The sequence below is a fragment of the Novosphingobium chloroacetimidivorans genome (genome assembly GCF_014204535.1).
In the GTDB taxonomy this organism is placed as follows: domain Bacteria; phylum Pseudomonadota; class Alphaproteobacteria; order Sphingomonadales; family Sphingomonadaceae; genus Novosphingobium; species Novosphingobium chloroacetimidivorans.
In genome coordinates this window covers 68,136-80,708 of sequence record NZ_JACHLR010000012.1, presented here as the reverse complement: position 1 = coordinate 80,708, position 12,573 = coordinate 68,136, and the positions used below count along the sequence as shown (strand labels likewise).

The 12,573-nt window shown below is 66.4% G+C and carries 14 protein-coding genes; 11 read left to right on the top strand and 3 right to left on the bottom strand.

Going from position 1 to position 12,573, the window contains the following annotated elements; genetic code table 11:
- The first annotated feature begins 19 nt into the window (after nucleotides 1–19).
- The 11 genes from HNO88_RS14110 to nadA all read left to right on the top strand — a co-directional run bounded on the left by HNO88_RS14110 (nucleotide 20) and on the right by nadA (nucleotide 10,210).
- Nucleotides 20–1,498 (top strand): glycerol-3-phosphate dehydrogenase, encoded by a 1,479-nt coding sequence (locus tag HNO88_RS14110; protein ID WP_184246630.1) that lies wholly within the window; start codon nucleotides 20–22, stop codon nucleotides 1,496–1,498.
- Between the two features lies 1 nt (nucleotide 1,499).
- Nucleotides 1,500–2,966, top strand: a complete 1,467-nt coding sequence (glpK, locus tag HNO88_RS14105) for a glycerol kinase GlpK (RefSeq protein ID WP_184246627.1) — start codon at nucleotides 1,500–1,502, stop codon at nucleotides 2,964–2,966.
- Nucleotides 2,967–3,202: 236 nt separating this feature from the next.
- The gene (locus HNO88_RS14100; RefSeq protein ID WP_184246624.1) at nucleotides 3,203–3,352 is read left to right on the top strand and encodes a hypothetical protein; all 150 of its coding nucleotides are present in this window, start codon (nucleotides 3,203–3,205) and stop codon (nucleotides 3,350–3,352) included.
- 137 nt (nucleotides 3,353–3,489) lie between these two features.
- Nucleotides 3,490–4,299: an undecaprenyl-diphosphate phosphatase gene (locus HNO88_RS14095; RefSeq protein WP_184246621.1), complete on the top strand. Its 810-nt coding sequence runs from the start codon at nucleotides 3,490–3,492 to the stop codon at nucleotides 4,297–4,299.
- Nucleotides 4,299–5,078 (top strand): polyphosphate kinase 2, encoded by a 780-nt coding sequence (gene ppk2 / locus HNO88_RS14090; protein ID WP_184246618.1) that lies wholly within the window; start codon nucleotides 4,299–4,301, stop codon nucleotides 5,076–5,078. Before HNO88_RS14095 ends, ppk2 begins: the two co-directional genes overlap by 1 nt.
- Nucleotides 5,079–5,234: 156 nt before the next feature.
- Nucleotides 5,235–5,402, top strand: coding sequence for a 50S ribosomal protein L33 (gene rpmG, locus HNO88_RS14085; protein ID WP_058736926.1), 168 nt, complete (start codon nucleotides 5,235–5,237; stop codon nucleotides 5,400–5,402).
- Between the two features lie 72 nt (nucleotides 5,403–5,474).
- Complete coding sequence (locus HNO88_RS14080) at nucleotides 5,475–6,122, top strand: LolA family protein (RefSeq protein WP_184246615.1); 648 nt, start codon at nucleotides 5,475–5,477, stop codon at nucleotides 6,120–6,122.
- Nucleotides 6,123–6,462: 340 nt separating this feature from the next.
- Complete coding sequence (locus HNO88_RS14075; RefSeq protein WP_184246613.1) at nucleotides 6,463–7,254, top strand: exodeoxyribonuclease III; 792 nt, start codon at nucleotides 6,463–6,465, stop codon at nucleotides 7,252–7,254.
- 23 nt (nucleotides 7,255–7,277) lie between these two features.
- Nucleotides 7,278–8,327: a GTP cyclohydrolase II gene (gene ribA, locus HNO88_RS14070; protein ID WP_312857079.1), complete on the top strand. Its 1,050-nt coding sequence runs from the start codon at nucleotides 7,278–7,280 to the stop codon at nucleotides 8,325–8,327.
- Nucleotides 8,328–8,480: 153 nt separating this feature from the next.
- Complete coding sequence (locus HNO88_RS14065) at nucleotides 8,481–9,146, top strand: DUF4230 domain-containing protein (RefSeq protein ID WP_184246610.1); 666 nt, start codon at nucleotides 8,481–8,483, stop codon at nucleotides 9,144–9,146.
- Nucleotides 9,147–9,223: 77 nt separating this feature from the next.
- Nucleotides 9,224–10,210 carry a quinolinate synthase NadA gene (gene nadA, locus HNO88_RS14060; RefSeq protein WP_184246607.1) on the top strand — a complete coding sequence of 329 codons (987 nt, stop codon included), beginning with the start codon at nucleotides 9,224–9,226 and terminating at the stop codon, nucleotides 10,208–10,210.
- A gap of 153 nt (nucleotides 10,211–10,363) precedes the next feature.
- Here the strand turns inward: nadA and HNO88_RS14055 are convergent, their stop codons facing one another.
- From HNO88_RS14055 to HNO88_RS14045, 3 genes are all read right to left on the bottom strand, one after another.
- Nucleotides 10,364–11,254, bottom strand: a complete 891-nt coding sequence (locus tag HNO88_RS14055) for a DMT family transporter (RefSeq protein WP_184246604.1) — start codon at nucleotides 11,252–11,254, stop codon at nucleotides 10,364–10,366.
- 124 nt (nucleotides 11,255–11,378) lie between these two features.
- Nucleotides 11,379–12,365 (bottom strand): TerC family protein, encoded by a 987-nt coding sequence (locus HNO88_RS14050; protein WP_184246601.1) that lies wholly within the window; start codon nucleotides 12,363–12,365, stop codon nucleotides 11,379–11,381.
- A 7-nt stretch (nucleotides 12,366–12,372) separates the two neighbouring features.
- Nucleotides 12,373–12,537, bottom strand: coding sequence for a DUF465 domain-containing protein (locus tag HNO88_RS14045; RefSeq protein WP_184246598.1), 165 nt, complete (start codon nucleotides 12,535–12,537; stop codon nucleotides 12,373–12,375).
- Between the last annotated feature and the right edge of the window lie 36 nt (nucleotides 12,538–12,573).

Below are 12,573 nucleotides of genomic sequence, written 5' to 3'. Positions count from 1 at the left end.
CAAGATGCCCGACCCTGCCATGACAGACACTCTCTACGACATCGCCGTGATCGGCGGAGGCGTGAATGGCGCCGGCATCGCCCGCGACGCGGCAGGTCGCGGCGCCAAGGTGCTGCTGCTGGAGCAGGGCGACCTGGCCAGCGGCACTTCGTCCGCCTCGACCAAGCTGATCCACGGCGGCCTGCGCTACCTGGAGCATTACGAGTTCGGGCTGGTGCGCGAGGCGCTCGGCGAGCGCGAGCGGTTGTGGCAGATCGCCCCGCACATCATATGGCCGATGCGGTTCGTATTGCCGCACGTGCAGGGCCTGCGCCCGCGCTGGCTGCTGCGGCTCGGGCTGTTCCTCTACGACCACATCGGCGGCCGGCGCGCACTGCCCGCGACCCAGAGCATCGATCTACGCAAGCACCCCGCCGGCAAGCCGCTCAAGCCCGGCTATGGTCCGGCGTTCGTCTACTCCGATGGCTGGGTGGACGATGCGCGGCTGGTTATCCTCAACGCGCGAGACGCGGCGGACCGGGGGGCGACGATCCTGACGCGCACGCCGGTCGAGGCGATCGAGCGCTCCGCCGAAGGATGGCTGATCCGCAGCGGCACGCAAGAGTTCCGCGCCAGGGCGATCGTCAACGCCGGCGGCCCCGCGGTGCTCGACCTGCTCAAGCTCAGCGGCGAGAAGACGGCCAAGAAGATGCGTCTGGTGCGCGGATCGCACATCGTCGTGCCGCGCATGTTCGATCACCCTTACGCCTACTTCTTCCAGATCCCGGACGGGCGCATCTTCTTCGCGATCCCCTACCAGCAGGATTTCACCCTGATCGGCACCACCGACCGCGACCATCACGGCCCCTTGCGCGACGTAAAGGCGAGCGACGAGGAGATCGCTTACTTGTGCGAGGCGGCGAACGCCTATTTCGCCAGATCGATATCGCCTGCGGACGTGGTGTGGACCTACTCGGGCGTGCGGCCGCTGGTGGACGAAGGCACAGGCAAGCCCGAGGCGGCGACACGCGGCTACAGCTTCGACCTCGACCTCGACGATGCCGGCGGCGCACCGCTGCTGTCGGTGTTCGGCGGCAAGATCACGACCTATCGCCACCTCTCCAAGGATGCGGTCGAGAAGCTGCAGCCGCACCTGCCTGCGCTCGCCGGCAAGGACTGGACTGCCGCCGCGCCACTGCCCGGCGGTGACTTCCCGATGCAGGGGATCGAGGACTTGAAGGCCGATCTCGCCCGCACTTACCCGTTCCTCGATGGGCGGACGGTAGACCGGATCGCCCGGGCCTATGGTACGCGCGCCAGGGCCTGGCTCAAGGATGCGCCCGACATGGCGGCCTTGGGCGAGACGTTCGGCCATGGCCTTACGAGCGCGGAGGTCGATTATCTTGTCGCTCAGGAGTGGGCCGAAACGGCGGAAGACGTGCTGTGGCGCCGCACCAAGCTGGGGCTGCGGCTCGATGCGGCGCAAGTGGACAAGCTGAAAACATACATGGGAGCGTGAGGTGACGGACGGCTGCATCCTGGTCCTGGACGAAGGGACCACATCGACCCGCGCCATCGTCTATGCCGCAGACGGCACGGCGCTGCACGTCTGCCAGCGCGAGCTCACCCAGCACTATCCGCAACCCGGCTGGGTCGAGCACGACGCGAACGAGATCTGGGAGCGCACGCTGGCCTGCGCTCGACAGGTCGTCGAGCAAGTCGGTGGGCCGGCACGAATCGCGGCGCTCGGCATCACCAACCAGCGCGAGACGGTGGTCGCCTGGGACCGCCAGACCGGCGAGCCCGTGACGCGCGCGATCGTCTGGCAGGACCGTCGCACCGCGCCGTTCTGCGCGCAGCTGCGTGAAAACGGGCATGAGGATGCGGTGCAGGCGCTCACCGGCTTGGTCATCGACCCGTACTTCTCGGGCACCAAGATGCGCTGGGTGCTCGACAATGTCCCGGCGGCGCGGGAGCTGGGCGATCGGCTGGCGTTCGGCACGGTCGAGAGCTGGCTGGTGTGGAAGCTGACGGGTGGCCTGCACGTCTCCGATGCCAGCAACGCCAGCCGCACGCAGCTGCTGGCGCTCGATGGTGCGAGCTGGGACGAAGGCCTGCTCGACCTGTTCGGCGTGTCACGCGCCGCTCTGCCCGAGGTGGTCGATACCCACGGCCTCATCGGCCACTGCGATCCCGCCTTGCTCGGCGCGGCGATCCCGATCAGCGGACTTGCGGGAGACCAGCAGGCGGCAACGATCGGGCAGCACTGCCTCTCGCCCGGCGAGACCAAGGCGACGTTCGGGACGGGCGCATTCGTGCTGACCAACATGGGCGACCAGCTGCCGCGTTCGACGCACAGGTTGCTCGGCACCGTGCTGTGCCAGGAGGGCGGGCGGCGGACTTACGCGCTGGAGGGCTCGATCTTCGTCGCGGGCAGCCTGATCAAGTGGCTGCGCGACGAGCTCGGCGTGATCCGCACCGCGTCGGAAAGCGAGGAACTGGCGCGTGCCGTGCCCGACAACGGCGGCGTGCTGTTCGTGCCGGCGCTCGCGGGGCTGGGCGCTCCGCACTGGAAGCCGGATGCGACCGGGGTCGTCGCGGGTCTGACGCAGGGCACCAGCCGCGCCCATATCGTGCGCGCGGCGATGGAGTCGCTGGCGCATCAGTGCCACGACTTGCAGGAAGCTTTCGCGGCCGATGGCGCTGCGTGGAAGACGCTGCGAATCGACGGCGGGATGAGCGCCAACGACTGGATCGCGCAGGACCTTGCCGACATCCTTGCGTTGCCGGTCGAACGACCCGCCGACATCGAGACCACGGCGCTCGGCGCGGCGATGCTGGCCGGGGTTGGAGTGGGCATCCATCGCTCGCTCGAGGACGCGATGTGCATGGGCAGCGCGCGCCGGACCTTCGTCTGCGGCATGGCCGACGCGGCTCGGGAGTCCCGTGTTGCCTTGTGGCGAGAGGGTCTGCGGCGACACGTCTAGCGCAGCGTCATCGCTCGCACCTGCTGAGGTGGAAACACGAAGGGTATGTTTTCAAGAGCTTGCGGAACCGGGAACGCAGCCGCACCGTGGCTCGTTCAGCTCAGCGCAAGCATTCTGCAACTGGCCTCATCGGCATTTGCATGCGCTTGCGATCGATGGCACAAACTCTACTGTTAGAGTTGAACATGCCATGACGGGAGACGAAGATGCGGATGCAGATGACTCGTGAGTTTCTCTTGAGGCGTATCGACCGCTGCTACCTCGTTGCTGCCGGTGCCCGCCGGCCGGAGAAGCGCACGCTGCACCTGGAGCTGGCGCGATACTACCGCAAGATCCTGAATGCAGTGGTCGATTATCCTGCCGCCGCGATGGCGCGCCCGGCTTGATGCTGATGACAGGGTAGGCGGCGGCCTGCCCTGTCCCACACTTTGCCCGGCTCGCGCCCAGCTTTCGCCAGCTTTATTGTGCGCCGCCGCATGAGTGCAATTGACATGTCTTGGCTCGGCGTCATGTCTCTGCGGCGATGACACTGACGCTCACCGCCATCCTCCTCGGCATTGTCGAGGGCCTCACCGAGTTCCTGCCCGTCTCCTCGACCGGGCACCTGATCCTGGCCTCCGCGCTGTTCGGGTACGATGCAGACACCTGGAAGGTGTTCAACATCGTCATCCAGCTAGGTGCCATCCTGGCCGTGGTGGTGCAGTTCTGGAGGACCTTCTGGGCAGTCGGCTCCGGTCTGCTGGTGCTCAACCCGACGAGCATCCGGTTCGTGCGCAACGTGCTGCTGGCGTTCCTGCCCTCGGCGGTGCTGGGCGTGCTGCTCAAGGACTATATCGACGCGATGCTGGAAGCGCCGATCATCGTTGGTTACGCGCTGATCGTGGGCGGTATCGCAATCCTCGCGGTCGAGAAGATCGCCAAGCCCGGGCCGCTGACCGGCGTCGCGGAACTGCCCATGTCCCAATGCCTGGGAGTGGGCATCGCGCAGTGCCTGGCGATGGTGCCCGGCGTCAGTCGCTCCGGCGCGACGATCATGGGGGCGCTGGCCATGGGGATCGAGCGCCGCACGGCTGCCGAATTCAGCTTCTTTCTGGCGGTGCCGACAATGGTGGGCGCGACGACGCTGGAGCTGCTGGACAACCGCCAGGCTCTTGCCGCCGGAACTGGGCCCGTCGGATGGTGGGAGATCGGCGTCGGCTTCGTCGTCTCGTTCGTGGTCGCGCTGGTGGTGATCAAGGCGTTCATGGCCTTCGTCAGCCGGTCGGGCTTCGGGCCCTTCGCCTGGTACCGCATCGTCGCCGGCGCGCTGGCCGTGTTCCTGCTGTCGCGCTGATGGGCGGGCTGAAGCGCAAGGCCTACGAAGCCGCGCTCGAACCGCTGGAGCTCGAACTCGTCGGCATGGCCCGCTGGGCTGCCGCCACGGGCGCCCGCATCGTCGTGCTGTTCGAAGGGCGCGACACGGCAGGCAAGGGCGGCGCCATCGACGCTATCAGCCATGTCCTCAATCCGCGCCAATGCCGTGTCGTCGCGCTCTCCGCGCCGAGCGAGCGCGAGCAGGGGCAATGGTACTTCCAGCGGTACGTGCCGCATCTGCCCACGCGCGGCGAGATCGTGCTGTTCGACCGCAGCTGGTACAACCGCGCGGGCGTGGAGCGCGTGATGGGCTATGCGACGCCCGAGCAGGTTGGCGCGTTCCTGGAGCATGCGCCGGCATTCGAGAAGGCGTTGGTCGACGACGGCATCCTGCTGTTCAAGTATTGGCTCACCTGCGACCAGGAGGAGCAGGAGAAGCGACTGGCCGAGCGCCTTGAAGATCCCCTCAAGCGCTGGAAGCTCTCTCCGATCGACCTCGCGGCACGGGACAAGTACGTCGCCTACACCCAGGCGCGCGAGGCGATGCTGGCGGCCACGCATACGCCCCATGCCCCCTGGACGCTGGTGGACTTCAACGACCAGCGGCGCGGCCGCTTGACGCTGATCCGCAACTTGCTCGATCGCTTGCCCGACACGCATTGCGAAGCGTCCGAGCTGGATTTCAAGCCGCTCGACCATGAACCGGCGCGCGAGGAGTTCGGGATTCTCGAGCCGATTGCCTCTTTCGACGAGGGTTAAAGCGGGCGCGCGCCGCAAGCTGCGGCTTGACTCACCCGCGCTCATCCGTCATGGGCCGCAGCCTTGCGGGGCGGTGCGTTGTTGCCGCCCTCATTCGTTTTGAAACAGCGTACAGCGGCCGCCACGGCGCGGCTCTAAAGGAACAGGACAAGCGCCATGGCGAAGCCCGCAACCGTCAAGATCCGGCTGGTCTCGACCGCCGACACCGGCTTCTTCTACGTGACGAAGAAGAATCCCCGGAACACGACCGAGAAAATGAGCTTCAAGAAGTACGATCCCGTCGTGCGCAAGCATGTCGAGTTCAAGGAAGCCAAGATCAAGTAAGGGGCCAGCCCCCGGAACTTGCGCCCGAACGATTCAGGGCCGGTTCAAGGCTGGGACCCGCATAGGGAGCCTATGAACCACACTCTGAAGACCTTCCGCAAGTATGCGAGCGCGGCCGCTTTGGCCGCGCTTTGCGTTCCCGCCTTCACCGTCTCCGCGCCTGCCGCTGCCCAGTCGGGCAGCCAGCTTGGCGAAGTGGTGGAGGCGCTGCGCGGCATTTCCACGCTGCGCGCGAATTTCACCCAAACCGACCGATCGGGCCAGACCGTCAGCGGCGTGCTGACGCTCAAGCGTCCGGGGCGGATCCGCTTCCAGTACCAGCAGGGCGTACCCCTGCTGATCGTCGGCGACGGCAAGGCGCTGACGCTGGTCGACTACGAAGTGAAGCAGGTGCAGCGCTGGCCCATCGGCAACAGCCCCTTGGGAGCGATCCTCGACCCACGCCGGGACGTGTCCAAGTTCGGCACGCTCAAGCCGACCGGCAATCCGAACGTGGTCAGCGTCGAGGTCCGGGATCGCAAGCATCCCGAGTACGGGATCATCACCCTGATCTTCACGCGCAAGGCGTCCGCGCCGGGCGGGCTGGAACTGACCTACTGGGTCGCGCTCGATTCGCAGAACAAGCGCACCACCGTCCGCCTCAGCAATCAGCAGTATGGGGTTGCCGTTCCGGACTCCACGTTCAGGTGGAAGGACCCGCGTCCCAACACTCGTCGTTGACCAGGAACGCCTCGTCGGCATCGGACCACTCAATGCGACAAATGGCGACAAAAGGGGCCGTTCCGTTCACTTGGCAGCAAGGCAAAAGCTCCTAGATAAGGGTGGTCAGCAAGGCTTGAGGCGGGTTTCCCCCCTGTTGCCCGGCCTCCACATCAGCTGGCTGACAAGCGTGACGAACGCTCAATGGAACCCTCGAGCCTCTGCCCCCGGCTCGAGGGTTTTCATTTGTCTGCAGCACCCATCAGATGGTCTGTCGCGAGGGGCGGCGGGTAGATCGTGCCATGCCGATGGCGGACACCGCCCTCTGGCATTTGCGCCCTTGCATCCCTAAAGCGCCGGCATGGTCAGTATCGCCACCTGGAACATCAACTCGGTCCGCCTGCGCATCGATCAGGTCGAGCGCTTCCTCACCGAACAGGCCCCCGACGTGCTCTGCCTTCAGGAGATCAAGGTCGCCGAGCACCTGTTCCCGCACGAGATGTTCGAGCGGCTCGGCTACGTGCACCGCGCCGTCCACGGCCAGAAGGGCTACCACGGCGTCGCGACCGTCAGCCGCCTGCCGTTCCGCGACTTCTCGAAGCATGACTGGCAGGACAACGGCGAAGCCCGTCACATCGGCATCGAGCTGCTCGGCGCCGGGCAGGGCCTGATCGTCGAGAACGTCTACATTCCCGCAGGCGGCGACGTGCCCGACCGCGCGGTCAACGCCAAGTTCGGCCAGAAGCTCGACTTCCTGGGACGGATGACGCGATGGGCGGACGCCATCGACCGGCCGACGCTGATCGTCGGGGACTTCAACGTCGCGCCGCTCGATTGCGACGTCTACGATCACAAGGCGCTGCTCAAGGTGGTCAGCCACACGCCCATCGAAGTGGAGACGCTTGGCACATTCCGCGATGCGCACGGCTGGGTCGACCTGGGCCGTCGGTTCATCCCGGCGCCCGAGCGCAACTATTCCTGGTGGTCCTATCGCAGCTACTGGCGCGAGAAGGACCAGGGTCGCCGGCTCGACCACATGTGGGCCAGTCCCGAACTCGCGCCGCAAGCCCGCGCGCACCGCTTCGTCGAGGAGACGCGGCGCTGGGAGCAGCCGAGCGATCACGTGCCGCTGATCACCGAGTTCGATCTCTGAGCGAGGCCTCGCCGTCCCGCCGGGTGGCGCTGTCGATCGACGCGCTGCGCCATGGCTGGCCGATCCAGGTCGCTTCCGCTTCAGGAGCCGCGGCGTTCACGTTGCTGCCTGCCGAAACCGGCTTTGCGCCTGGCGCGCAAGGGTCGCGCATGCTGATCTCCGCTGCCCGGGCAGTGACCTTGAAGCTCGCCAACCAGCGCGAGGCCGCGGTGCCCGAAGCACCGGTGCTGATCCGCGGCGCCGAACCCTTTGACCTGTCCGCGGCGCGCGCCATCGCCGATCCGGCGCTGGACCTGGTATACCCGATGAAGGGGCCGTTCGCCGCGGATCCCATCGCCGATCTCGATGCCGCGAAGACTGCGATGGAGCTGGCGCGATTGGCGGGCATCCTGCCGGCCTTTCTCGTCGATCCAGTCGCGGCAGAGGAGCCGCAGGTCGTCGTCGCCACCGACCTGACCGCATGGAAGGACACGGGACGGCTCGCAATCGCGTCGCGCGCGCACTTGCCGGTCGCGGCGACCGACGAGGCCGAGATCGTTGCCTTCCGCTCGCGCGACGACATGCGCGAGCACGTGGCGCTGGTGATCGGCACGCAGGATGGCGATCGCCCCCCGCTGGTAAGGCTTCATTCCGAGTGCCTGACCGGCGACATCCTCGGTTCGCTCAAGTGCGATTGCGGTCCGCAGCTCGACGCCGCGCTGCGGGCGATGGCGGCAGAGGCCGCGCAAGGGGGCTGGGGCGTGCTGCTCTACTTGCGGCAGGAGGGGCGAGGGATAGGCCTCGTCAACAAGCTGCGGGCCTATCGATTGCAGGACCAGGGGTTCGATACGGTGGACGCCAACAACCGGCTCGGATTGCCGACCGAGGCGCGCGACTTTCCGGTCGCCGCGCGCATGCTGGACTTGCTGGGGGTCCATGCCATCCGCTTGATGACCAACAATCCGGCCAAGGTCGCTGCGCTCGAAGAGGTGGGCGTGACGGTGATGGAGCGCGTGCCGCACCAGCTGCCGCCCAATCCGCACAACGCCCGGTATCTGGATACCAAGCGCGATCGGACGGGGCATTTGCTCTGACTGGCGACGAGCGGGCGTGATGGCGCGTCCACCATCGCCCGGTTGCCCTTTGTCGGCGGCGCGTCGATTGCAGAAAGAAGGCTCGCTGACCAACGGTGAAAGGCGCGCTCGCAAGCGGCGGAACACCCCTCCACCTTGCCGCGTTCCTGTCGCATGATCACCACTCCCGATGCCCCGCCGGCCGAACGCCGGAGAGCCCTCGCTCGAACCCAGGCGCTGCCTTGGCTGCTGTTCATCGTCATGCTCGCGCTCGCCGCATGGCTTGGATATCGCGCGTTCTGGCCGCGAGGCGGCGGCGATCCGATCGGCACGACCATCGTCGCGTTCGAAAAGCAGAACCGGCTGACCGTGTTCAGCGCCCAACTGGCGCCCGTGGTCGCCGCCGAGGACAGCCGGCTGCTAGGCTTTGTCAAGTCGCGGCAAGTCGCGGTGATCCCGGCACGGGTCGACTATTCGCTCGACCTGTCGAAGATGGATCGCAACCGCCTCGCCTGGAACACGGCCACGCATACGCTCGATGTGCTGCTGCCACCTCTCAGCGTCGGTACGCCCAACCTCGACGAGGGCAGGGCGCAATACTTGCGCGAAGGCGTGTGGATCAGCCGCGAGGCGCAGGACTCGCTCAGCCGCACCAACACCCGGTTGGCGGAGCAGCAGGCGAGGCAGCAGGCCAGCAATCCGGTGCTGATGACCCTGGCGCGATCGGCCGCCAAGGAGGCGTTACGCCAGAACCTTGCCATCCCGCTGCAAGTCGCCGGCTTCGGAGATGTGACGGTGAACGCGCGCTTCGAAGTCGAGCCCGCGCCGACCGCCCGATAGCGCCAAGTCTCTCGCGAAAGTCCTTGGGCTGGCGAGGCGCACTCACTACATGGGCGATCAAAGACCCAGGGGATACCATGACCGCACAGACCCTCAACCTGACCGGAGTAGACTTGCGCGCCGAGATCGATCGGCTGCGCAAGGAGCGCAACGCGGTTATCCTCGCGCACTATTACCAGAAGCCCGAACTGCAGGACATCGCGGACTTCGTGGGGGACTCGCTGGAGCTCAGCCGCAAGGCGGCCGACACCGATGCCGAGGTGATCGCGTTCTGCGGGGTCAAGTTCATGGCCGACACCGCCAAGATCCTCAGCCCCGAGAAGATCGTGGTGCTGCCCGACATGGACGCGGGCTGCAGCCTCGAGGATTCGTGCCCGCCGGAAAAGTTCAAGGCTTTCCGTGAGGCGCATCCCGATCACATCGCGCTGACCTACATCAACTGCTCGACCGAGGTGAAGGCACTATCGGACGTGATCGTCACCAGCTCGAGCGCGGAGACGATCCTGGCGCAGATCCCGAAGGACCAGAAGATCATCTTCGGGCCCGACCGGCACCTGGGCGGCTATCTCAACCGCAAGTTCGGCCGCGACATGCTGCTGTGGCCGGGCGTGTGCATCGTCCACGAGGCCTTCAGCGAGACCGAGCTGCTGAAGCTCAAGGCGCAGAACCCCGGTGCGCCGATCGCCGCGCATCCCGAATGCCCGCCGACGATCGTCGACCATGCGGACTATGTCGGATCGACCAGCGGCATCCTGCAGTTTGCCAAGACGATGCCGGGCGACACGCTGATCGTCGCCACCGAACCGCACATCATCCACCAGATGCAGCTTGCCCTGCCGGACAAGACCTTCATCGGCGCGCCCGGTGCGGACGGCAACTGCAACTGCAACATCTGCCCCTACATGGCGCTCAACACCATGGAGAAGCTCTACCTCGCGCTTCGCGACCTGGAGCCGCGGATCGAGATCGAGGAGCCTTTGCGCCTCGCCGCCAAGAAGAGCCTGGACCGCATGCTGGAGCTGGCCAGCGGCACCATCGGCCAGGGAGATCTGGGCGCGCGTTAAGTTCGCTCGCGTCGCCCGCAAAGAAGACCTTCGTCATTCCCGCGCATGCGGGGATCTATTTCCAGCCAGTGCCTTTTACATGAGGTCAGGAGATGTATCCCTGTCTTCGCGGGGATGACGAGCATCGGGTGCAAAGGCCGTTAAAAATGTGGCTCAGGATGGCTTGTCACCCGCTTTCGCCATCGCCAGCGCACCCGCCAGAAGCACCATGCCGGCAACATCGCCGAGGCTCAGCACTTCTCCGAAGGCCAGCCAGCCCGCAAGTGCGGACACCGCCGGCTGCGTCAGCAGCGCCAGGCCGATCACCAGCGGCGTGAAGTTCTTCAGCGAGTAGATCAGCAGGCCCTGTCCGATCACCTGGCTGCTCATCGCCAGCACCAGCAGCGGCGTCCAGTCGTGCGGCACGATCGCCTCGCCCATGAGCGCCGCTACGCCCAGCAGGATCGGCGCGCCGGTCAGGGTCGACCAGAACAGGACCGAGAACTGGCCGAGCCGTGCGCGGGCGGGGGCGAGCATCAGGATGTAGAAGGCGTAGAAGAAGCCGGCCAGCAGGCAGAACAGATCGCCCACGAAGCTGGCATGGCTCACTTCCAAAGAGCTGCCCATCAGCAGCGCCGCACCTGCCAGCGCCGAGAGGATGGCGGCGACCTCAAGCCCGCGCGGCGCGCGGCGTGCGGCGACCAGGCCCCAGGCCATGAGGATAAGGCTGCCGGAGTTGCCGAACAGCGACGCGTTGGCGAGCTTGGTGGTAGCGATGCCGACGTGCCAGCTTGCCAGGTCCAGCGCGAAGAACGCGCCCGCGCCGGCCACCAGAACCAATGTTCCGCCGGCAACGCGGCGGCGCTCGGCGGGCTCGCGCAAGGAGAGTGCGAAGATCACGGGCACCGCGAGCGTCAGCCGCCAGAAGCCGGCGGCGACCGGCCCGGTGTCCGCCAGGCGCACGAACCAGGGGCCCAACGCGAGCGCGACGTTGGCGGCGATCAGGGCGGCGAGGTGGGCGGGGCTCCAGCTGCGCGGCTTCGGCTGAGCGGAAACGGCTTTCATCGCCGCGCCTTAGCGGCGTGTCCCCGGCCATGCACGGCGAAAGCTTACCCCATCTCGCGCCAACCAAACCTCTTCATTCCAGCGAAGGCGTCGCCCCGGCCTTGGCAGGGGCGACGCCGAGCGATCAGGCAGCTGGCAGAACCTTCTCCTCCCCACGCGTTTTCCACAAGGACCAGACGACACCACCCGCGATCAAGGCAAGCGTCACCCCGAGGCTCAGCAGCGGCGGGAACTTGGCGCCGCCCAGCACGAAGTCGGCCACCAGGATCTTCGCGCCGATAAACACCAGCACCAGAGCCAGCGCGTACTTGAGGTAGTGGAAGCGGTGCACCATTGCGGCCAGCGCGAAGTACAGCGCGCGCAAGCCCAGGATCGCCATGATGTTCGACGTGTAGACCACGAAGGTATCGGTCGTGATCGAGAAGATCGCCGGCACCGAATCGACGGCGAACACCAGGTCCGCGAGGTTGATCACGACCAGCGCCAGGAACAGCGGTGTCGCCGCCCAGGCGAGCTTGCCGGTCTTGTCGGGCACCTTGACGAAGAAGTGGTGACCGTGGTGCTCCTTGGTCACGTTCATGTGGCGGGAGATCCAGCGCACCGCCACGTTGTTGCCGATGTCTGGATCGTGATCCTTGGCGAGCAGCATCTTCACGCCGGTGAAGACCAGGAACGCGGCGAAGATCCACATCACCCAGTGCGCGCTTGCCACCAGAGCCGCACCGCCCGCGATCATCAGGCCGCGCAGCACGATGACGGCGAGAATGCCCCAGAGCAGCGCGCGGTACTGGTACTTGGGCGCGATCGCGAAGAAGCCGAAGATCATCGAGATGACGAAGACGTTGTCGATCGAGAGCGCCTTCTCGATGAAGTAGCCGGTGTAGTACTCCACGCCGGAGGTCGCGCCTTTCGCGAACCACACCCAGCCGCCGAACGCCATGGCGATGGCGATGTAGAACACCGACAGCTTCAGCGACTCACCGATGCCCATCTCGCGGTCGTCCTTGTGCAGGAAGCCGAGGTCGAAGGCGGTGAGGATGAGGACGATGGCCGCGAAGGCCAGCCAGAACCAGGCCGGAGTTCCCAGCCAGTCGGCGGTCAGCAGTTCCATGCGCGCCTCACGCCATCTGCAGCGCGGATGCGGTCATGGCGCGCGCCAGCCGCTCGCGCAGGTTGCGCTTGCGGACGCGCAGGCGTGCCGCCTCCACCGGCGTACGCGCGACGCGCAAACGCGCATCGAGCCTCTGCAACAGCTCTAGCATCAGGAAGGAGCGGGTGTTCATATCTGGGATCCCTATCGAACGTGAAAGTTGGTTCGA

What these genes read in the sequence shown, in the direction of transcription:
- ppk2 (WP_184246618.1), top strand. Translation starts at nt 4,299, where the DNA reads ATGGGCGGGCTGAAGCGCAAGGCCTACGAAGCCGCGCTCGAACCGCTG.
- HNO88_RS14095 (WP_184246621.1), top strand. Translation starts at nt 3,490, where the DNA reads ATGACACTGACGCTCACCGCCATCCTCCTCGGCATTGTCGAGGGCCTC.
- HNO88_RS14110 (WP_184246630.1), top strand. Translation starts at nt 20, where the DNA reads ATGACAGACACTCTCTACGACATCGCCGTGATCGGCGGAGGCGTGAAT.
- nadA (WP_184246607.1), top strand. Translation starts at nt 9,224, where the DNA reads ATGACCGCACAGACCCTCAACCTGACCGGAGTAGACTTGCGCGCCGAG.
- HNO88_RS14055 (WP_184246604.1), bottom strand. Translation starts at nt 11,254, where the DNA reads ATGAAAGCCGTTTCCGCTCAGCCGAAGCCGCGCAGCTGGAGCCCCGCC.
- HNO88_RS14050 (WP_184246601.1), bottom strand. Translation starts at nt 12,365, where the DNA reads ATGGAACTGCTGACCGCCGACTGGCTGGGAACTCCGGCCTGGTTCTGG.
- rpmG (WP_058736926.1), top strand. Translation starts at nt 5,235, where the DNA reads ATGGCGAAGCCCGCAACCGTCAAGATCCGGCTGGTCTCGACCGCCGAC.
- HNO88_RS14080 (WP_184246615.1), top strand. Translation starts at nt 5,475, where the DNA reads ATGAACCACACTCTGAAGACCTTCCGCAAGTATGCGAGCGCGGCCGCT.
- HNO88_RS14075 (WP_184246613.1), top strand. Translation starts at nt 6,463, where the DNA reads ATGGTCAGTATCGCCACCTGGAACATCAACTCGGTCCGCCTGCGCATC.
- HNO88_RS14065 (WP_184246610.1), top strand. Translation starts at nt 8,481, where the DNA reads ATGATCACCACTCCCGATGCCCCGCCGGCCGAACGCCGGAGAGCCCTC.
- HNO88_RS14045 (WP_184246598.1), bottom strand. Translation starts at nt 12,537, where the DNA reads ATGAACACCCGCTCCTTCCTGATGCTAGAGCTGTTGCAGAGGCTCGAT.